Genomic DNA, 18,924 nt, shown 5'->3' with positions numbered 1-18,924 from the left:
AGTGAACAGTAGTGAATAGTTATAAGTAAAAAAACAAACAGTGAGTAAGGTTTTCCTGAGACCTTTCTCTGGCCAGCCGGGTTTTAAGGTCTGTTTGTGCCATTTTTGCCACAACGGCAATGAATCGTGTTGTTGTGTCCGGCGCGGCAGAATCTCCTCAGATTGAAACGAAGAGGAGACCCGACATGACTCATACCGCTGTTATTCCCGACTACCTTAAACCTGCAATGGAACACCTTGAGACTGCCCGCTCGGCGCATCTCGCCAGTGCCAGCCGTATGGATGAAACCACGACGGCCATCAGCCAGGTGCAAACGCAAAAAAATGAACTGGAGCAGGAAAACGGCAATGATTCCGGCGCATGGCGCGCCGCCTTTCGTGCCGGTGGTGCTGTCATTACCGACGAGCTGAAACAACGCCATCTGGCGCGCGTGACTCAGCGTGAACTGGTGCAGGAATGTGACAGCATGGCTGAGGTTCTGGCTTTTGAGCTGGACAGCCTTCGGGGAGCCTGTGACCGGACGGCCAGAGCATACCGTCAGGCGCATCACGGCGTCCTCAGCCAGTATGCAGAGAACGAACTCGATACTGCCCTGCGTGAAAACTGCGGTGCGCTCGTCAGAGCAATGAAACTCAGCATACTGGTTAAAGATAATCCGCTTGCCAACACCATCGGCCATCAGGGCTATGTCGAGCCAGAGCATGCCGTTATGCAGCAGGTGAAAACGTGGCTTGAGCAGGCGGTGAGGGGCTGCCATATCCGGCTGACCGATGAACCGGTGCTGTTTAAAACAGGGCTGTCGGCCTCCACGCTGCCGCATATGGAGCATGACGTTGCGGCCACGCCCGTTCAGCGCAAAGTCTGGCAGGAAAAAATGCGGGAACGTGAAGCTGACCTGAAAGCACGGGGGTTATTGTCATGATGCGCTGCCCTTTCTGCCGCACAGCGGCACACGTTCGCACCAGCCGCTATATGTCTGACAGCGTCAAAGAGAGTTATCTGCAGTGCCAGAATGTGCACTGCTCGGCGACATTCAAAACGCATGAGTCCATCTTTGAGGTGATCCGTTCCCCGGTCGTCGATGAGAAACCCGCACCGGTGCCGACAGCACCCGCAGCTCCACGTCAGGTGAAAGGCTGTTACAGCTCACCGTTCCGTCATTAATCAGGAGAGACAACCCGTGACCACCCTGACCTTACAGCAGGCGTTTGATGCCTGTCAGACGAACAAAACCGCATGGCTGAACCGTAAAGCTGAACTGGCCGCCGCAGAGCAGGAATATCAGGCACTATTACGGGATGACAATGCATCAAGCTCCCGCAGATTACAGTCGCTGCGCGACCGCATTGACGTAAAAAAATGGGAGGTTAATCAGGCCGCCGGTCGCTACATCTTCTCGCATGAGGAGGTCCAGCGCATCAGCATCCGTAACCGGCTGCATGATTTTATTCAGCAGAACGGCGCGGAGCTGACCGCCATACTGGCACCTGAGCTTATGGGAATTAAGAACCAGCCCACGATGTTAAAAAGTCGGGCGCTCGACCGTTCGGTGGCGTATCTGCGTGAAGCTCTTTCCGTCTGGCTGGCCGCAGGAAATGAAATGAATTTTTCTGCACAGGATAACGATATTTTAACGGCCATCGGATACAGGCCTGATGCGCCTTCGCGGGATGATAATCGTGAAAAATTTACCCCTGCGCAGAGCATGATTTACGCCCGTCGATGCGCCGAAATGGCCGCGCAGTAGCCTGTCAAAAAATCCCCGTAAATCCCGCAATTTTTAACGAAATAAGCCATGCATCCATAAGGTGCATGGTTTTGCATGCAAATCCCCGTATTTTATTTCCCCCACCACGCCAGTACCGGCGCGGCCTGAGTCGGTTCATGCACCTGCATTAAAAGTGACCTCTTAAGCGGGCAGGCGTGGCGGGGAGAGCATTGCGCGCCAACATTAACATGTGTATTTAATTTACGGTCTAAGCGCGTCACTGCATCGCGCGGATTCAAGAGAGTGTCGGTGAGTGGTAGAGCTATGTTCGAGGGCTTGAAGGGCTTCTGAGGCTGCCTGATGAAGGCAAAGAAAAAGCCGCTCGGAAGCGGCAAGTAGACAAAAGGTATTTAGAGAACCCCAAATTAACAAATTTTGAAGTTATTTAAGCCAATGGTCTTTGACACCTGAAAAATCCACGTTATGCCATTGCTGTTTCCAAACTTCCCAATATTTTATGTCATTTGAAGATGGTTGCTTATCCTCTGGACATAGATCAATAGAAACTATGGAAGGCAAAACAATTGACTCACCAATAATTAAAGCCTCACCAGCCTTAAGGGAAGGTAAAGTATCAATAATAGATCCAAGTGTATCAGGGAGCAGTCTCTTGACATAATTTTGATCTACAGGGTTAGTTAACCTCATAGCTATAAAATTATTACATTGAGAGAATATAGTCTCAGATATTTCGGATGGCCTTTGGCTGGCAAGAAGTAAGGTAACCCCATATTTCCGGCCTTCCTTAGCAATACGCTCAATTGACTTCTTAGAAGATCTATATCTAACAAGCTCACTATTTGGAACGTATTTATGAGCCTCTTCATAAACTAAAAGAATGGGGAAGTCAGTATTTTCACCATTGGCCTCCTTCATTTTCTTATAGACATAACCATATTCAAAAATCAGTCTAGATATTAAAGAAACCGTAATACTCAAAACCTCAAAAGGTATTCCACTTAAATCTATAATAGTCACATTTCTGTTATCATCCGGTGTTGTTTTTACTCCTAACAAACTCCTGATAACATCTTCAAACTTATTACTTCTAGATTCCTCAGAGAAAAGGAATGATAACCTATCCTGATTGATTTTTTCTGAAAATCGAGAAATAAATTTATCTAAAGTCCCATCAGCATAAAACCCTTTTGTTATATTCGAGTTTTTAGTGTTGTAGAAATTAAATTTTTTCTCAAAATATTTATCAATACGATCAGCGTCATTAAGTTGGCAACCACAATCTTGGGTTGTGGAGCTATCCCCCTTTTTATCTGCTTCACCAGACTCACCAATGATCATATATCTATCATTTGCTTTTGAGTTTTTGGTCTCATCTCGCAGGTTTTTTAAAGCATTTTCAACTTCATCTATATCAAAAAAAACAGGGCTGTCATAAAAAACTTTCGATAATGATGGATTATGCTTTCTCTTATTTGCCGTTACCAACATTCTAAATACCGACGACTGATTATAGTTATCTCTTTCACCGGTATCTAAGAGAATCTCTTCTAATTCTTCACTGTTTAGCAACCAATAAGGCAAACATAAATTATTAACATCTAAAAAATTGGCATCAGGAAAAGCTGAACGATACTCAGAGTGAATATCGAAAATGATAACATGCGAGTTATTTAAACTAAAATCTCCATCTTTTCCATTTATAGCCGTTTGTATTACTTTAGAGACAGTATGAGATTTTCCAGAACCTGTCGATCCTATTATGGCAATATGTTTATTAAAAAACCTATTACCATCCAACGGAATTCTAATATTGTCATTATATGAAAGAGAGCAAAACTCAAATTGCTTACTTTGTTCTACAGAATCTTTGTAAATACTTCTAATATCATCATATGTCGCTGGCGCAGCCTCTTTAGGAGGTAATGCAATTGAATCGCCACCGCGCTCAAACTTCCCATCCTTGATAATACCCAATGGATTAGCTTGTATAAGATACTTTCTCTCACCACTCTCCTTAGCTTCAATTGAAAAATTCTCAATAATACCAATGAGCATCATAGTTCCATCATCAGATGGCACTTTAATATATGAACCAACCTTTAAATTTTGCCCATCTTTAAAATCATTGAGGTTAGTTACAAGGATCTTAATATTATTCGGATAAACAGATATAACTTCGGCATTAACATCATTCAAATTAGTATTATTCATTTCAATATCCTTTTGCACATATCTAATGATTTAACTTGGATTTTAACAACCTTAGCTTGTTTACTTTCATAGTGATAAAAAGGTTCATTAACATAGAACTGATAAACTTCTTTTGTTTTAGTTGATCTTAATAAAACATCATCAATGAAACCAAGATCATTTACAAACCTAATTTTATAATATGATATATCATTAATATCTCTCATTAATGACTCACAATTAAAACTTGCACCGTGGTAATCATACCCATCCATTGGGGGGTAGCCTGATGTTTTTAAAGCCAACTTCAATTCTGATAAGTCAGAAGAAGACATCCCATGAATATAAAAATATGGACAAAATCGATCTTCTTGTTGCTTTTTATTTATGCTTGTAACAGACCACCTTTTTAGGATGATAGCTACTAACTCAACCACGTCATGAATTCTATAATTATTATTCTCAATAATAAAGAAACGGTCAAAATTATTAGTATTCATCACCGATGGGAAATACTTAGCTCTTAACCCCTCACAATAGCTAATTTCTGATTTGAATACTGAGAACCAAATATCAAATAAAATATTTTTATTATCAATCTGATTTTTAAAATCAACCGGTAAGATTTTTCTATTTTCCTCACCTTTCATGGTTGAGTATTTTTTTATAAGTGAAATTGCATTGTTATAATAATAATATTCAGCCTCAAATGCAGAACATGAATAAACATCTTTAATTTTACCTAACACTTCATTTATCTGATCATCATAAGATGGTGCGTTGATGTCAATGGTTAATAAACTGATGAAATCTGATAAATGCTGATCATTAAGACCTAATTCAGTATGGGTTTCAATTGTTTTCTTTATTCTTTTTTTATCATCTTCTTTATCTTTTTTTTCATACTCATGATATATCAAAAAATTTTCTTTCAAATATTCAACTGTTAAAGGAAGTGTTAGCTTATCATGCCCTTTAGAATAAAAACCATATAAAGTATATTTATACGACTCTTTATTGTTAAAAAACCTATCAGCAAAATCCTTTAACATCAAGCGAATAGGCTTCGCTATGACAGATGAATTATACTCTGTGCTCTCATAATATTTACATTGTATTGCCGTATTATCATCGACGGTTTTAAGATCAATATCCTCAACCCCCTCAATATAAATGGCATCATTATCGGAACGCTGCAATAATTCAAGAATAGTTTTATCAAACTGATAAAAATAACCTTTAATTGCGTGTATAGCACTGCGTGGATTGTCCATATTTATCCTTTAATCAAAAATGTAATTTGAATACCACTGCATCATACTCCGCCGTTTATCAATATACTGAGCATGATTGTACGTGCCTCTGATATTATTCTTATCTATATGAGCAAGCTGTATTTCAATCCAAGCCGAATCAAATCCTTTTTCATGGAGGATGGTGGATAAGGAATGTCGAAAACCATGACCAGTGAGTTTCCCACCATAGCCAATGCGCTTGATAACCTGGTTAATACTCGCCTCACTCATAGGCTTGTTCGGATCGTTCCGCCCCGGAAAAACATAACGATAGTTCCCTGTCATGATCTTGAGTTCATTGAGTAAATCTAACGCCTGAATAGACAATGGCACAAGATGCGACCTGCGCATTTTCATCCTTTCAGCGGGAATTTCCCAAATAGCGTTATCCAGATCAAATTCTGACCATAAGGCCGCACGTAATTCGATAGTTCTAACACCCGTAATCATGAGTAATTTCGTAGCAATCTGGACAAGCCGACTACCTGTGTAACTGTCTAAGGCACGTAGAAAATCCGGTATCTCATCAGCTTTTAGGAACGGGAAGTGATTGGATTGATGTACTTCGAGGGCGCTTGAGAGATCCGCTGCTGGGTTAAACTCAGCCCTTCCTGTAGCAATGGCATAGCGAAAAACCTCTGAACATCGCTGCCGCACTTTGCGCATTTTCTCCAACGCACCACGTTTCTCAATTTTACGTAGAACGTTCAGCAGCTCTAGCGGTTTAATCTCTCCCACTGGCCTTGTTCCGACATAAGGAAAAATGTCGTTCTTAAACGCTTCCATGATATCTGATGCATATCCTGCCGACCATTTAGCAGATTTAAGTTGATGCCACTCTCTGGCTATCTTTTCGAAGGCGTTCTCTGACTCTGTTTGCAGAGCCAGCTTTTGCTCTTTTCGAACCTCACTAGGGTTCTTTCCTTCTGCCACAAGTTTTCGAGCTTCATCACGACGGGAACGAGCATCGGCAAGGGTGATCGTTGGGTAAACACCAAGCGAGATCATCTTGGGTTTACCGGCATAGCGATAGCGAAACCGCCAGCTCTTGCTTCCATTAGGTTCTATAAGCAATGACAAGCCTTGCCCATCCCCAAGCGTATAGGGTTTATCTTCAGGCTTAGCACGGCGAATCTGCATATCGTTTAAAGGCATGTGTATAGGAATCCAAGACCGAACAGGAACATATACACAATCCTATACACATTCTGTATCGGATTCTACTGGATGGTCACGGACAACGATGGACTAAAAAACGATAAAATCGTTATAAATCATGGTTATTATGGATGAATACGGACGTTTGGGGAAGTTGAGATGGTGCCGATAATAGGAGTCGAACCTACGACCTTCGCATTACGAATGCGCTGCTCTACCAACTGAGCTATATCGGCCCTGCAAGAGGTGTTCACGAGCGTGAATCACGGGGTAAAAGGTTAAGACTAACCGGGCGATGCGTCAATAGTCAGATTAATCAACCGCCTATTTTTGCATCGCCCGCTTTCAATTACGCACGAATCGTATCTTCGCCGAAGCCGATCCACTTGTAGGTAGTCAGCGCTTCGAGGCCCATCGGGCCGCGGGCGTGGAGTTTCTGTGTGCTCACCGCCACTTCTGCGCCGAGGCCGAACTGGCCGCCGTCGGTGAAGCGGGTGGAGGCGTTGACGTACACCGCAGAGGAGTCCACTTCGTTGATGAAGCGATTGGCGTTGCTCAGGGTACGGGTCAGGATGGCATCGGAGTGCTGGGTGCCGTGCTGGCGGATGTGCGCAATCGCACTGTCCATATCCGGAACCACCACCACGTTGAGATCCAGGGACAGGAACTCGTTATCCAGCTCTTCCGCCTTCAGCGGCACCAGCGTTGCCGGGCCTTTCAGCTCGCGCATCACCGTCTCATCGCCGTGCAGCGTCACGCCGCTCTCCGCCATCTGCTTGCTCAGCGCTGGCAGGAAACGATCGGCGATGGTCTGGTTGACCAGCAGCGTCTCAACGGTGTTACAGGTGCTCGGGCGCTGGGTTTTGGCATTGACGATGATCTTCAGCGCTGGGTCGATCTCCGCCGTGTCATCCACATAGATATGGCACACGCCGATACCGCCGGTGATCACCGGGATCGTCGACTGTTCACGGCACAGCTTGTGAAGCCCCGCGCCGCCGCGTGGGATCAGCATGTCAATGTACTTATCCATACGCAGCATTTCGCTGACCAGCGCGCGATCCGGGTTGTCGATTGCCTGTACCGCCGCTTCCGGCAGGCCACACTCTTTTAACGCCCGCTGAATCACGCCAACGGTGGCCGCGTTGGTCCGGTAGGTCTCTTTACCGCCGCGCAAAATCGCCGCGTTGCCGGTTTTCAGGCACAGCGCGGCAACGTCGACGGTGACGTTGGGGCGCGCTTCATAAATCACGCCGATCACGCCGAGCGGTACGCGACGACGCTCAATGCGCAGGCCGCTGTCGAGCAGGCCGCCGTCAATCACCTGCCCTACCGGGTCCGCCAGCGTGCACACCTGGCGCACGTCGTTGGCGATCGCGGTCAGACGCGCAGGGGTTAGCGCTAGGCGATCGAGCATTGCTTCGCTCAGGCCGCCCTCGCGCGCATGGGTCAGATCCTCGGCGTTAGCGCGCAGGATCTCATCGCTATGAGATTCCAGATAGTCTGCAATAGTTTCCAGAACGCGGTTTTTTTCCCGGCTGGATAATAGCGCCAGTTTGTAGGAGGCCTGCTTTGCCGCAATGCCCATGTGTTCCAGCATGTTGAACTCCTTAACGGGTGATCATGTCGTCGCGATGGACGGCAACCGGGCCGTACTCATAGCCGAGGATGGCATCGATTTCCTGCGAGTGGTGCCCGGCAATGAGGCGCAGCGCGTCGCTGTTGTAACGGCTGACGCCGTGCGCGATGTCGCGGCCGTCGAGGTTGCGAATGCGGATCACTTCACCACGAGAGAAGTTGCCTGTCACGTTTTTAATGCCTTTTGGAAGTAATGAGCTCCCACGTTCCAGAATGGCGGAGGTCGCCCCGGCGTCCACCAGCAGTTCACCCGCCGGCGGCGCACCGAAGATCCAGCGTTTACGGTTCTCCAGCGGCGTATCCTGCGCGTGGAAACGCGTGCCGACGGAGATGTTGGCCATCACGTCGCCAATCACGCCCGGCAGGCTGCCCGCGGCAATAATGGTGTCGATACCGGCGCGGCAGGCGACGTCAGCGGCCTGGAGCTTGGTGCCCATACCGCCGGTGCCCAGCCCGGAGACGCTATCTCCAGCCACCGCGCGCAGCGCATCGTCGACGCCGTAAACGTCTTTAATCAATTCGGCATCCGGGTTGCTGCGCGGGTCAGCGGTGAACAAGCCCTGCTGATCGGTCAGCAGCAGCAGTTTGTCCGCGCCCGCCAGAATCGCCGCCAGCGCGGAGAGGTTATCGTTGTCGCCAACTTTAATTTCCGCCGTTGCAACCGCATCGTTTTCGTTAATCACCGGCACAATGTTGTTGTCCAGCAGCGCGCGCAGGGTATCGCGGGCGTTGAGGAAACGCTCGCGGTCTTCCATATCGGCGCGGGTCAGCAGCATCTGGCCGACGTGAATGCCGTAGATAGAGAAGAGCTGTTCCCACAGCTGGATTAGGCGGCTCTGGCCAACGGCGGCAAGCAGCTGTTTGGAAGCGATAGTCGCGGGCAGTTCAGGGTAACCCAGATGCTCACGCCCGGCGGCAATCGCTCCTGACGTTACAATGACAATTCGATGTCCAGCCGCATGGAGCTGGGCGCACTGGCGAACCAGTTCAACAATATGCGCGCGATTCAGGCGGCGCGATCCGCCCGTTAAAACACTGGTGCCCAGTTTGACCACCAGCGTCTGACTATCACTCATGATTCTCTGCCGTTAAAAAGAAGAAGTGTCGATCCAAACAAACGTTGTAACAGGAGTCAGCCCGCTTGCCAACAGGCAGCACAGAAAGCGGAAGTTTTGTTGCGCGGGATCAGACAGCCTGGAGGGGAATGTTGACAAATTTATGACAGAAAAAATTAATCATACTTTTTTATATTTAATTGAAGGTTGTCATAAATTTTTAACACCTACGGGATAAAAACGTTCCTGTTTTTTCACAGTGGTCTTTCACAGCACTCTTTTAAGTATAAAAAAACCGGGATTGAGAAATGCAAAAAACAGCTCTGGCATTAACGATGATGGGTATTATTGCGTCGTCTTCAGCGATGGCCGCAGAAGTTTATAACAAAGATGGTAATAAGCTGGATGTCTACGGAAAAGTAAAAGCCATGCACTATATGAGCGATGATTCCAGCTCTGATGGCGATAAAACCTACGTGCGTTTTGGTTTTAAAGGCGAAACACAGATTAACGATCGGTTGACCGGTTATGGTCGTTGGGAATCTGAATTTTCAGGTAATAGCGATGAAGGATCGTCCAGCCAGAAAACGCGTCTGGCATTCGCTGGCCTGAAATTAAAACAATTTGGCTCATTTGATTATGGTCGTAACCTCGGCGCGCTGTATGACGTTGAAGCCTGGACAGATATGTTCCCGGAATTCGGCGGCGACTCTACCGGCAAGACCGATAACTTTATGACCAAACGCTCCAGCGGGCTGGCCACCTATCGCAATAGCGATTTCTTCGGCGTCATCGACGGCCTGGACTTAACCCTGCAATATCAAGGGAAAAATGACCGCAGCACCTACGCCACCGCCAACGGCGACGGCTTTGGCACCGCACTCACTTATGATTTCGGCGGCAGCGACTTCGCGATCAGCGCAGCCTACACCAACTCTGACCGTACCAACATCCAGCAGGCCAAATCGCTGGCGCAGGGTGGCAAAAACGCCGAGTCCTGGGGCACCGGTGTGAAATACGACGCCAATAATATTTACCTGGCGATGATTTATACCGAAACCCGTAATATGACCCCAATTAAAGGTCTGGTTTCCGCCGACCAGGGCTTTGCCAATAAAGCGCAGAACTTTGAAGCCGTAGCGCAATATCAGTTTGATTTCGGTCTGCGTCCGTCTCTGGGCTACGTACAGATGAAAGGCAAAGATCTTGATAACGGGATCGGCGATCAGGATCTGATGAAATATGTTGATGTTGGCGCGACTTACTATTTCAACAAAAACATGTCGGCGTTTGTTGATTATAAAATCAACCTGATCGACGAAGATGCCGTGACCAAACGTCTGGCGATCATGACCGATGATGTAGTTGCCGTCGGTATGACCTACCAGTTCTAAGCCAATACGAATAAGGCCTCCGATGGAGGCCTTATTGATGATTTGATTTAAAGGCCCGCAACGTCATGGGCCTTTATTATTATGCGGTGCGCTTAACCGCTTCGTTAGCAAAGCCGTCGGCGGGCTCCAGCGCTAAATCCAGGCTCTTCAGCAGCTCGCTCACCCGCTCGTGGAAACCACGCAGCGTTTGCTGCAGACGCTCCATGACCTCCGGGTCTTTGATCGCGACCGCCTGCCAGGTCCCTTCTTTATCGAACAAGCCGAACTGGTAGCTATAGGTGAAGCGATGCTCTTCCGCTTCCATTTCCATCCACCAGCCCCAGAACTCACGCTTCTCCGGCGCCGGTTTTACATTGACGCAAACGGCCAGGCAGTCGAAAAAAAAGCGGTTGTCCTGACACTGTTCTTCGCGGATATAGGGGCCAAGCGCAGTGAGTTTCTTGATCAATCTACTCTTCGGGTGTCCACTCGGTAACGTCATTGCGATCTCCTTTAGTGATGCAACTGTTTTACCAAATCAATAGAATTTATCAATATATTAACAAAATCTATTATTGATCCACCCGGCAATTTCTTTCAGCGCCTTATCAAAATTACGGTACACCGGGTTAAATGGAATCGGCATCAGTTTGCCCTGCGCGGAGGACGAGACGATTAAACGCGACTCCTCTTCCGGGCTGAACGGATCGTTATCCCAGAAGCCGGAAAGCATCGGCGTCGGGCAACGGCGGCCCAGTAGCCCCTGCGTTTTCAGCGAGTAGCGATTGAGCTCCACGCGCAGCGCTTCATCGGAGGCATCGTGCATTCCCAGGCGCGAAGCCAGCACGTCGAGATACATTTCCGGCACGCGTCCCTGGTGCAGCGGATCGCTCAACAGGCCATGAACCACCGGGCCCAGACAGGCCACGGCTTTGAGATTCTGCGCTTCCAGATAGGCCAGACGTACGGCGATGTTGGCGCCGAAGCGGAAACCAAAGGCGGCAACGCGCGTGTGATCGACCCACGGAACCTCGCGCAGCTGCTTAATCACGTGCTGATGCAGCATGCTGGAGTCCTGGGTTAGCTTCCATTTTGACGAGAAACCGATCGACGGCATATCCACCGTCAGCATGGCAATGCCAAGCGGGGCAAAGTAGCGTTCGTACAGGCTGTAGTAGTCAGTTTGCAGACCGTCCAGCCCGCCGCACATCAGCACGGTCGGGAACGGGCCATCGCCTTTCGGCATGTGTAGAAAACCGGTTATCGGCGCACCGCCGGGAATGGCAAACTCCAGCTCACGCATGGCGCCAGGCAGACGCTTAGCCGCTTCTTCATAGGCCCGGTTAGCCAGCGCCTGCGCCTGCTCGGCAAGGTCATCCCCCTTCAGGTGCGGATAGGCGGCAATGCTATACAGATTAGAGGCATGCAGCCAGTGACGGCCGCTGAGGGTTTCGTCCTGCTCCTGCATCGCCTTCTGCTGCCACTGCATCGCCTGCGTTGACCACTCGTAAATCCAGTTACCGCCGCGATAGCCCACCACGGTGTCGTACAGCTCATCGTCGGTACGTTCGGCGGTACTCATGACGATACGCGCCTGCACGTCGAGAATTTCCTGCGGCGTGACGCCACGCCAGATCCACATCAGGCGATTAATCATGCGATACCAGTGCGGCACGTTGCTTCCGCTCAGCGCGGAGTGCATGCTCTGGGTCTCGCCGTTGCTAAACCTGCGCACCAGCGTGGACGTTTCAGGGTGTTTAAAACGCGGCTTGAATAGTGTTTCGCTGAGATTGGCTTCTGGCATGACAAAACTCCATCGATACGATCTTTAATCCATTGTAACGCGTGGGGCATTAAAAAAAACAACGCCCGGCATAACCGGGCGTTGGAAGCGCATTTATTGACTGAATTAACGGCCAGAGATAGGCGGTACGAATACCACACCCATGTCCCAGGGCTGCTCAATCCAGGTATCCTGCGGGATATCAACAACATAATCGTCAACCAGCGGACGGCCAGCCGGTTTAGCGAAGATGGTGACGAAATGCGCTTTTGGATACATTTCGCGAATCGCTACCGCAGTGCCGCCGGTGTCGACCAGATCGTCAATCACGATGAAGCCTTCACCGTCGCCTTCTGCGCGTTTCAGGACTTTCAGCTCGCGCTGGTTATCGTGGTCATAGCTGGAGATGCATACGGTGTCGACATGACGAATGCCCAGTTCACGTGCCAGCAATGCGCCCGGTACCAGACCACCACGGCTAACGGCGATGATGCCTTTCCACTGCTCAGAAGGCATCAGGCGCGCGGCCAGCTTGCGTGCGTGAATCTGCAACATGTCCCAGGTGACGACGTATTTTTCGCTCATGTGAAGTGTCCCAGCCTGTTTTATACGGCTTAAAAAGTGTTCAAGGGGGAAATAGGTTGCGCGAGATTATAGAGATCTGACGCACTAAAAACCAGTGTTAAGCGGAATACGCGGCTCTTTTTACGTGGTTTGTTCTACCGGAAAGGGCAGAAAGTGGTATTCTCAACCCCATCGCGCAAGCCCGGCTTGTGGTATATGTCTACGCTAACCCTTTACCTGCAAGCGACTTTTGCAGAACGCCGTAAGGAGACTCATTGTGTCTGAACTGTCTCAATTATCCCCGCAGCCGCTGTGGGATATTTTTGCCAAAATCTGTTCTATTCCGCACCCTTCTCATCATGAAGAGCAGCTCGCCGCGCACATCGTCGGCTGGGCGAAAGAAAAAGGTCTTCACGCAGAGCGCGACCAGGTGGGCAACATTCTGATTCGCAAAGCCGCGACTCCGGGTATGGAAAACCGTAAACCGGTGGTGCTGCAGGCTCACCTCGATATGGTGCCGCAGAAAAACAATGACACCGTCCACGATTTTGCCAAAGACCCAATTCAGCCGTACATCGACGGCGAGTGGGTGAAAGCGCGCGGCACAACGCTGGGCGCCGATAACGGCATCGGCATGGCTTCCGCGCTGGCGGTGCTGTCTGACGAATCCGTTGAACATGGCCCGCTGGAAGTGCTGCTGACCATGACCGAAGAGACCGGTATGGACGGCGCGTTTGGTCTGCAACCTAACTGGCTGCAGGGCGAGATTCTGATCAACACCGACTCCGAAGAAGAAGGCGAAATCTACATGGGTTGCGCCGGTGGTATCGACTTCACCAGCAACCTGCCGCTGAGCCGCGAAGCGATTCCTGCTGGCTTCCAGGGCTTCAAGCTGACGCTGAAAGGCCTGAAGGGCGGCCACTCCGGCGGTGATATTCACCTTGGCCTCGGCAACGCCAATAAACTGCTGGCGCGCTTCCTGGTGGCCCACGCGGCGGAGCTGGATCTGCGTCTCGTTGACTTCACCGGCGGTACCCTGCGTAATGCAATCCCACGTGAAGCGTTCGCCGCCATTTCGATCCCGGCAGACAAAGTCGATGCGCTGAAAGAGCTGGTAGAGACCTACCTGCACATTCTGCAAAACGAGCTGTCTGCAAAAGAGAAAAATCTGACGCTGGTGCTGGAAGCGAATACCGTTGAAGGTAAAGCGTTAACCGCCGCATCCCGCGATGCGTTCATTCAGCTGCTGAACGCGACCCCGAACGGCGTGATTCGTAACTCCGACGTGGCGAAAGGCGTTGTAGAAACCTCCCTGAACGTGGGCGTGGTTTCCATGACTGACGATACTGCTACCATTCACTGCCTGATTCGTTCCCTGCTCGACAGCGGTAAAGATTACGTCGTGAGCATGCTGGAGTCTCTGGGTGCGCTGGCGGGTGCCAAAACCCAGCCGAAAGGCGGCTACCCGGGCTGGCAGCCGGACGCTAACTCTCCGGTCATGAAACTGGTACGCGAAACCTATCAGCGCCTGTTCAACAAGGTGCCAAATATTCAGATTATCCACGCGGGTCTGGAATGTGGTCTGTTCAAAAAGCCGTATCCGGACATGGATATGGTCTCCATTGGGCCAACCATCACCGGGCCGCACTCTCCGGATGAGCAGGTTCATATCGAAAGCGTTGGCCAGTACTGGCAGCTGCTGACGGAACTGCTGAAAGCGATTCCGGCGAAGTAAGTTCTGAGCCTTCCCGGCGTCGCATTGCTCGGCCGGGTTACTCTCTGAGTAGCCTGGCTAAATGAAGCCGTCGCCGGGAAGCTTACCGGCGTTTCTCCATCCGATAATTGACAAATTCCTCTCCGCGCGACTCTACCCGCTGTTCAGCGACAACCTGAAACCCCATACGCTCAAAGCACGGCCTGGCCGTGATACTCGCCTCCACCGTTAACGTTCCCGTGGGAATCAGCGCAAATAGCGAAGTCAGCAACGCGCTGGCCATTCCCTGGCGTGAGTACTCCGGGGCGACAAACAGCAGATCGATGTAGCGATCCACGGCGGTGATAAAGCCAACCACGCTGCCCTCTTTTTCCGCCACCAGCACCCGCGAATTCGCCAGCTTCTGCCGCCAGCGCGCATCGTCGACCTGGGCCCAGGCGTTAATTTGCGCTGGGGAATAGTGCTGGCTGGCGGTTTCCCGCACCGCGCGCAGGAAAATCTGGCACAGGGTGGCAAAATCGCTGTCGCGATAAGGGCGAATGAGCATAGTTAAATTCCTAACAAAAGCTGGCGTTCCAGCTGCGGATCCAGCAGTGAGACGTGTAAACCCACCAGCCGCACGCCGCGCTCCGAGCGCCGCTCGTGCCAGGCTTTATGCGCGGTGGCGATCAGATCGTCTTTATTCAGCTGCGGCCAGACGTGCTCCTGGGTGGTGAGCTGAAAATCGTTGAATTTTAGCTTTACGCCCTGACGGGCAATGCGCAGATCGGGCTGCACTTTCGCCAGCCGTCGCTCCAGCTCGGGGTAAAGGCGTTCAACGATGGCCTCACACTCTTCCCATTGATGAATATCTTCTGCCAGCGTGCGTTCCACGCCGATCGATTTGCGCTGGCGATCGTTGTTGATCTCCCGTTCGTCGATCCCCTGGCTGCGCTCCCACAGGACTCGCCCGAATTTGCCAAAGCGTTTGAGCAGCATGGCAAGATCGCTGTTTTGTACGTCTTCACAGGTGCGTAACCCCATGCTCTCCAGCTTTGCCGCCGACACTTTGCCGACACCGGGAATTTTGGCCAGCGGCAGCGTTTTCAGAAAAGCCGGTACGTCGGCAGGGGTAAGCACAAACTGGCCGTTGGGTTTGTTGAGATCGGAGGCAATTTTAGCCAGAAACTTGACGGGCGCGACGCCGGCCGAGGCCGTGAGCGACAGTTCGTTGAAGATGGTCTGGCGAATTTCCTGCGCCATCAGCGTGGCCGAGCCGTGACAGTGGGGGCTATCGGTGACGTCGAGGTAGGCTTCATCGAGCGACAGCGGCTCAATCAGCGAAGTGTAGCGGGAGAAAATTTCCCGAATGTGGTTAGAGGCTTCCCGGTAGGCTTCAAAGCGCCCAGGTAAAAGCGTGAGGTGCGGGCACAGCTTCAGCGCGGTGGCGGTCGGCATCGCACTGCGCACGCCAAATTTTCGCGCCGGATAGTTTGCCGTGCTGATGACGCCGCGCTGTACGCGACTGCCGCCGATGGCGATGGGAATATCGCGCAGCGCGGGGTTGTCGCGCATTTCCACCGCGGCGAAGAAGCAGTCCATATCAACATGGATTATTTTGCGCATCGTTAGCCCTCACTTACCACTGGATAAGTATACAGCATAACTTTAGCAAATGAGAAGAGGGGCAATCGCCCGGCTAAGCCGGGCGATAAGGGAGACTAGAGAATACGGTTCTGCTGGCGCTGCGCTTCGCGGGCCATGCGTTTTTTACGCGCATCGCACGGTTCCGGGCAGTCACAGACCTTTTCCAATCCAAGGGAAGAGATGCCGCCGCAGCTACCCTGCAGGCTTTTTCGCTTCACCAGATACCCGAGCGACATGCCGAGGATCACGAGGGCGAAAATGCAGAACGTCGCCAGAAATACCGTTAACATCATCAGCCTCCGAAGTCGTCGAGCATGATATTTTCATCCTCTACGCCCAGCTCTTTCAGCATCTTAATGACCGCAGCGTTCATCATTGGCGGCCCGCACATATAGAACTCACAGTCCTCCGGTGCCGGGTGGTCGCGCAGATAGTTTTCGTACAGCACGTTGTGAATAAAGCCAGTATAGCCCGTCCAGTTATCTTCCGGCTGCGCGTCGGAGAGCGCAATATGGAAGGTAAAGTTCGGATTTTCACGCGCCAGTTGTTCAAACTCGTCTTCATAGAACATTTCGCGCAGCGAGCGCGCGCCGTACCAGAAGCTGATTTTGCGGTGGCTGTGCAGACGCTTAAGCTGATCGAAAATGTGCGAGCGCATTGGCGCCATCCCCGCACCGCCGCCGATAAACACCATTTCCGCGTCGGTGTCTTTGGCAAAGAACTCACCAAACGGCCCGGAAATCGTCACCTTATCACCGGCTTTCAGCGACCAGATGTACGAGGACATAATCCCTGGCGGCACATCCGCCGCGGACGGCGGCGGCGTGGCGATACGGACGTTGAGCATGATGATGCCCTTCTCTTCCGGGTAGTTCGCCATCGAGTAGGCGCGCAGCGTCGGCTCTTTGACGTCCGAAACGTAGCGGAAGAGGTTGAATTTATCCCAGTCGCCGCGGTATTCGTCCGGCACGTCAAAGTCGGCATAGGCCACTTTATGCGGCGGGCATTCGATCTGAATATATCCCCCGGCGCGGAACGGCACGCTTTCACCGGCCGGAATCGCCAGCTTCAGCTCTTTGATAAAGGTGGCCTTGTTATCGTTAGAGATAACTTCGCATTCCCACTTCTTCACGCCAAACACTTCGTCCGGCAGCTCAATTTTCATGTCCTGACGCACGGCGACCTGGCAGGCCAGACGGCAACCCTCTTTGGCCTCGCGCTTGGTAATGTGAGACAGCTCGGTGGGCAGAATTTCACCACCGCCCTCTTTCACCGTCACCCGGCATTGGCCACAGGAGCCGCCGCCGCCGCAGGCGGAAGAGATAAAAATACCGTTGCTGGACAGCGTATTCAGCAGCTTGTCACCCGCCGGGGTTTTGATCTGCTTATCTGCTTCGTTGTTGATTTCGATAACCACGTCGCCGGAGTTAACCAGCTTCGATTTGGCAAATAAAATCAGCAGCGACAGCACCAGCACGATCAGCGTAAACATCACTACGCCAAGTATAATTTCCATGATTAACGGCCCTTATAGCTGCACACCGGAGAATGACATAAAACCTAACGCCATCAGCCCGGTGGTGATAAAGGTGATCCCTAAGCCGCGCAGTCCCGCAGGCACGTTTGAATACTTCATCTTTTCGCGAATCCCCGCCATGGCCACGATCGCCAGCATCCAGCCGATGCCGGAGCCAAAACCGTAGACGATTGATTCACTGAAGTTATAGTCGCGCTGCACCATAAACGACACGCCGCCGAAGATAGCGCAGTTCACCGCGATCAGCGGCAGGAAGATGCCCAACGCGGTGTACAGCGACGGGAAGTATTTATCGAGGATCATCTCGAGGATCTGCACCAGCGCCGCGATCACCCCGATAAAGGTGATGAAGTTAAGGAAGCTGAGATCCACGCCGTCAACCAGCGCGCCGTCGCGCAGCACCAGGTTATAGACCAGGTTGTTGATCGGTACCGCGAGGCCGAGAACGACCGTTACCGCCACGCCAAGACCAAAAGCGGTGGACACCTTCTTCGAGACCGCGAGGAAGGTACACATCCCGAGGAAGAAGGCCAGCGCCATGTTTTCAACGAACACGGCGCGAACAAACAGGCTAATGTAGTGAGCCATGATCGGTTACTCCTTTTCCTGCTGTTCCGGCTTCCAGCTACGCAGCGCCCAGATCAGCAGACCGATAATGAAAAATGCGCTCGGCGCCAGCAAAAACAGCCCGTTTGGCTGATACCAGCCCCCGTTCTGTACCGTTTCCAGCACGGTGATACCAAACAGCTTGCCGCTGCCGATAAGCTCACGCAGGAAGCCAACAATCATCAGGATCGCGCCATAGCCGAGGCCGTTGCCGATACCATCCATAAAGCTGGCCATCGGCGGCGACTTCATGGCATAGGCTTCAGCACGCCCCATCACAATACAGTTGGTGATAATCAGCCCGACAAACACCGACAGCTGTTTGGAGATCTCGTAGGCAAAAGCACGCAGCAGCTGATCGACCACGATAACCAGCGAGGCAATAATGGCCATCTGCACAATGATGCGTACGCTGTTGGGAATATGGTGACGGATCATGGAGATAAACATGCTGGAGAACGCCGTTACCAGCGTCACCGCGATGGTCATCACAAATGCGGTCTCAAGCTTAGTGGTCACCGCCAGCGCAGAACAGACGCCCAGCACCTGCAATGCAATCGGGTTATTCGCGACGAGCGGCCCGACCAGCACCCGCTTCATCTCTTTCATTTCGCCCTGTTCAGCCATTATTCAGCACCCCCTCACGAACCTTTTT

General features: G+C 51.1%; 19 protein-coding genes and 1 tRNA gene. 5 read left to right on the top strand and 15 right to left on the bottom strand.

From position 1 onward, the window contains the following. The first annotated feature begins 185 nt into the window (after window positions 1-185). From ACK5JN_RS15525 to ACK5JN_RS15515, 3 genes are read left to right on the top strand one after another with little or no spacing between them, the layout of a single operon-like run. Window positions 186-923 carry a glycoprotein 3 gene (locus ACK5JN_RS15525; protein ID WP_416870995.1) on the top strand — a complete coding sequence of 246 codons (738 nt, stop codon included), beginning with the start codon at window positions 186-188 and terminating at the stop codon, window positions 921-923. Further along, window positions 920-1,165: an ogr/Delta-like zinc finger family protein gene (locus ACK5JN_RS15520; RefSeq protein ID WP_000984204.1), complete on the top strand. Its 246-nt coding sequence runs from the start codon at window positions 920-922 to the stop codon at window positions 1,163-1,165. The genes ACK5JN_RS15525 and ACK5JN_RS15520 overlap by 4 nt, the downstream gene beginning before the upstream one ends. Window positions 1,166-1,181: 16 nt before the next feature. Beyond that, the gene (locus ACK5JN_RS15515) at window positions 1,182-1,748 is read left to right on the top strand and encodes a phage polarity suppression protein (protein WP_416870994.1); all 567 of its coding nucleotides are present in this window, start codon (window positions 1,182-1,184) and stop codon (window positions 1,746-1,748) included. A gap of 402 nt (window positions 1,749-2,150) precedes the next feature. On the opposite strand, the gene herA is transcribed toward ACK5JN_RS15515, so the two are convergent. The 6 genes from herA to proB all read right to left on the bottom strand — a co-directional run bounded on the left by herA (window position 2,151) and on the right by proB (window position 9,087). Then, window positions 2,151-3,941, bottom strand: coding sequence for an anti-phage-associated helicase HerA (herA, locus tag ACK5JN_RS15510; protein ID WP_416870993.1), 1,791 nt, complete (start codon window positions 3,939-3,941; stop codon window positions 2,151-2,153). After that, window positions 3,938-5,194: a DUF4297 family anti-phage-associated protein gene (locus tag ACK5JN_RS15505; RefSeq protein ID WP_416870992.1), complete on the bottom strand. Its 1,257-nt coding sequence runs from the start codon at window positions 5,192-5,194 to the stop codon at window positions 3,938-3,940. The genes herA and ACK5JN_RS15505 overlap by 4 nt, the downstream gene beginning before the upstream one ends. Before the next feature lie 9 nt (window positions 5,195-5,203). Next, window positions 5,204-6,370 (bottom strand): tyrosine-type recombinase/integrase, encoded by a 1,167-nt coding sequence (locus ACK5JN_RS15500; RefSeq protein ID WP_416870991.1) that lies wholly within the window; start codon window positions 6,368-6,370, stop codon window positions 5,204-5,206. A 163-nt stretch (window positions 6,371-6,533) separates the two neighbouring features. Next, window positions 6,534-6,609: transfer RNA gene (locus ACK5JN_RS15495), tRNA-Thr, on the bottom strand. A gap of 113 nt (window positions 6,610-6,722) precedes the next feature. Continuing rightward, window positions 6,723-7,973 carry a glutamate-5-semialdehyde dehydrogenase gene (gene proA / locus ACK5JN_RS15490; RefSeq protein WP_416870990.1) on the bottom strand — a complete coding sequence of 417 codons (1,251 nt, stop codon included), beginning with the start codon at window positions 7,971-7,973 and terminating at the stop codon, window positions 6,723-6,725. Between the two features lie 10 nt (window positions 7,974-7,983). Continuing rightward, the gene (gene proB / locus ACK5JN_RS15485) at window positions 7,984-9,087 is read right to left on the bottom strand and encodes a glutamate 5-kinase (RefSeq protein ID WP_416870989.1); all 1,104 of its coding nucleotides are present in this window, start codon (window positions 9,085-9,087) and stop codon (window positions 7,984-7,986) included. 287 nt (window positions 9,088-9,374) lie between these two features. On the opposite strand from proB, the gene phoE reads away from it, so the two are divergent. Further along, entirely contained in the window at window positions 9,375-10,460 is a 1,086-nt protein-coding gene (gene phoE / locus ACK5JN_RS15480; protein WP_416870988.1) for a phosphoporin PhoE, read from the top strand. A 79-nt stretch (window positions 10,461-10,539) separates the two neighbouring features. Here the strand turns inward: phoE and crl are convergent, their stop codons facing one another. The 3 genes from crl to gpt form a co-directional block, all read right to left on the bottom strand. Beyond that, on the bottom strand, window positions 10,540-10,941 hold the full coding sequence (gene crl, locus ACK5JN_RS15475; RefSeq protein WP_416870987.1) for a sigma factor-binding protein Crl: 402 nt from the start codon (window positions 10,939-10,941) through the stop codon (window positions 10,540-10,542). A 57-nt stretch (window positions 10,942-10,998) separates the two neighbouring features. Beyond that, on the bottom strand, window positions 10,999-12,243 hold the full coding sequence (gene frsA, locus ACK5JN_RS15470; protein WP_416870986.1) for an esterase FrsA: 1,245 nt from the start codon (window positions 12,241-12,243) through the stop codon (window positions 10,999-11,001). A 105-nt stretch (window positions 12,244-12,348) separates the two neighbouring features. Continuing rightward, complete coding sequence (gene gpt / locus ACK5JN_RS15465; RefSeq protein WP_064547670.1) at window positions 12,349-12,807, bottom strand: xanthine phosphoribosyltransferase; 459 nt, start codon at window positions 12,805-12,807, stop codon at window positions 12,349-12,351. Between the two features lie 256 nt (window positions 12,808-13,063). Between gpt and pepD the strand changes: the two genes are divergently transcribed. Beyond that, on the top strand, window positions 13,064-14,521 hold the full coding sequence (gene pepD / locus ACK5JN_RS15460; protein ID WP_416870985.1) for a cytosol nonspecific dipeptidase: 1,458 nt from the start codon (window positions 13,064-13,066) through the stop codon (window positions 14,519-14,521). A gap of 82 nt (window positions 14,522-14,603) precedes the next feature. On the opposite strand, the gene ACK5JN_RS15455 is transcribed toward pepD, so the two are convergent. The 6 genes from ACK5JN_RS15455 to ACK5JN_RS15430 all read right to left on the bottom strand — a co-directional run bounded on the left by ACK5JN_RS15455 (window position 14,604) and on the right by ACK5JN_RS15430 (window position 18,896). Beyond that, window positions 14,604-15,047, bottom strand: a complete 444-nt coding sequence (locus ACK5JN_RS15455; RefSeq protein WP_416870984.1) for a GNAT family N-acetyltransferase — start codon at window positions 15,045-15,047, stop codon at window positions 14,604-14,606. A 2-nt stretch (window positions 15,048-15,049) separates the two neighbouring features. Continuing rightward, window positions 15,050-16,105, bottom strand: a complete 1,056-nt coding sequence (gene dinB / locus ACK5JN_RS15450) for a DNA polymerase IV (RefSeq protein ID WP_416870983.1) — start codon at window positions 16,103-16,105, stop codon at window positions 15,050-15,052. Window positions 16,106-16,200: 95 nt separating this feature from the next. Next, a complete protein-coding gene (gene nqrM / locus ACK5JN_RS15445; protein ID WP_064547684.1) occupies window positions 16,201-16,416 on the bottom strand; it encodes a (Na+)-NQR maturation NqrM in 216 nt (71 codons plus the stop codon). 2 nt (window positions 16,417-16,418) lie between these two features. Beyond that, on the bottom strand, window positions 16,419-17,642 hold the full coding sequence (gene nqrF / locus ACK5JN_RS15440) for an NADH:ubiquinone reductase (Na(+)-transporting) subunit F (protein WP_416870982.1): 1,224 nt from the start codon (window positions 17,640-17,642) through the stop codon (window positions 16,419-16,421). Window positions 17,643-17,654: 12 nt separating this feature from the next. After that, window positions 17,655-18,251: an NADH:ubiquinone reductase (Na(+)-transporting) subunit E gene (gene nqrE / locus ACK5JN_RS15435; RefSeq protein ID WP_064547661.1), complete on the bottom strand. Its 597-nt coding sequence runs from the start codon at window positions 18,249-18,251 to the stop codon at window positions 17,655-17,657. A 6-nt stretch (window positions 18,252-18,257) separates the two neighbouring features. Further along, window positions 18,258-18,896: an NADH:ubiquinone reductase (Na(+)-transporting) subunit D gene (locus ACK5JN_RS15430; RefSeq protein WP_123755564.1), complete on the bottom strand. Its 639-nt coding sequence runs from the start codon at window positions 18,894-18,896 to the stop codon at window positions 18,258-18,260. Window positions 18,897-18,924 lie beyond the last annotated feature (28 nt).

It is taken from the genome of Kluyvera sp. (assembly GCF_047971185.1).
Classification (GTDB): domain Bacteria; phylum Pseudomonadota; class Gammaproteobacteria; order Enterobacterales; family Enterobacteriaceae; genus Kluyvera.
The sequence above is the reverse complement of the archived record's forward strand: the minus strand, read 5'-3'. Positions and strand labels throughout refer to the sequence as shown.

Excerpts from the sequence above, each read along its gene's own strand:
- ACK5JN_RS15525 (WP_416870995.1), top strand. The coding sequence starts at position 186 with ATGACTCATACCGCTGTTATTCCCGACTACCTTAAACCTGCAATGGAA.
- ACK5JN_RS15520 (WP_000984204.1), top strand. The coding sequence starts at position 920 with ATGATGCGCTGCCCTTTCTGCCGCACAGCGGCACACGTTCGCACCAGC.
- herA (WP_416870993.1), bottom strand. The coding sequence starts at position 3,941 with ATGAATAATACTAATTTGAATGATGTTAATGCCGAAGTTATATCTGTT.
- ACK5JN_RS15505 (WP_416870992.1), bottom strand. The coding sequence starts at position 5,194 with ATGGACAATCCACGCAGTGCTATACACGCAATTAAAGGTTATTTTTAT.
- ACK5JN_RS15500 (WP_416870991.1), bottom strand. The coding sequence starts at position 6,370 with ATGCCTTTAAACGATATGCAGATTCGCCGTGCTAAGCCTGAAGATAAA.
- proA (WP_416870990.1), bottom strand. The coding sequence starts at position 7,973 with ATGCTGGAACACATGGGCATTGCGGCAAAGCAGGCCTCCTACAAACTG.
- proB (WP_416870989.1), bottom strand. The coding sequence starts at position 9,087 with ATGAGTGATAGTCAGACGCTGGTGGTCAAACTGGGCACCAGTGTTTTA.
- phoE (WP_416870988.1), top strand. The coding sequence starts at position 9,375 with ATGCAAAAAACAGCTCTGGCATTAACGATGATGGGTATTATTGCGTCG.
- crl (WP_416870987.1), bottom strand. The coding sequence starts at position 10,941 with ATGACGTTACCGAGTGGACACCCGAAGAGTAGATTGATCAAGAAACTC.
- frsA (WP_416870986.1), bottom strand. The coding sequence starts at position 12,243 with ATGCCAGAAGCCAATCTCAGCGAAACACTATTCAAGCCGCGTTTTAAA.
- gpt (WP_064547670.1), bottom strand. The coding sequence starts at position 12,807 with ATGAGCGAAAAATACGTCGTCACCTGGGACATGTTGCAGATTCACGCA.
- ACK5JN_RS15455 (WP_416870984.1), bottom strand. The coding sequence starts at position 15,047 with ATGCTCATTCGCCCTTATCGCGACAGCGATTTTGCCACCCTGTGCCAG.
- dinB (WP_416870983.1), bottom strand. The coding sequence starts at position 16,105 with ATGCGCAAAATAATCCATGTTGATATGGACTGCTTCTTCGCCGCGGTG.
- nqrM (WP_064547684.1), bottom strand. The coding sequence starts at position 16,416 with ATGTTAACGGTATTTCTGGCGACGTTCTGCATTTTCGCCCTCGTGATC.
- nqrF (WP_416870982.1), bottom strand. The coding sequence starts at position 17,642 with ATGGAAATTATACTTGGCGTAGTGATGTTTACGCTGATCGTGCTGGTG.
- nqrE (WP_064547661.1), bottom strand. The coding sequence starts at position 18,251 with ATGGCTCACTACATTAGCCTGTTTGTTCGCGCCGTGTTCGTTGAAAAC.
- ACK5JN_RS15430 (WP_123755564.1), bottom strand. The coding sequence starts at position 18,896 with ATGGCTGAACAGGGCGAAATGAAAGAGATGAAGCGGGTGCTGGTCGGG.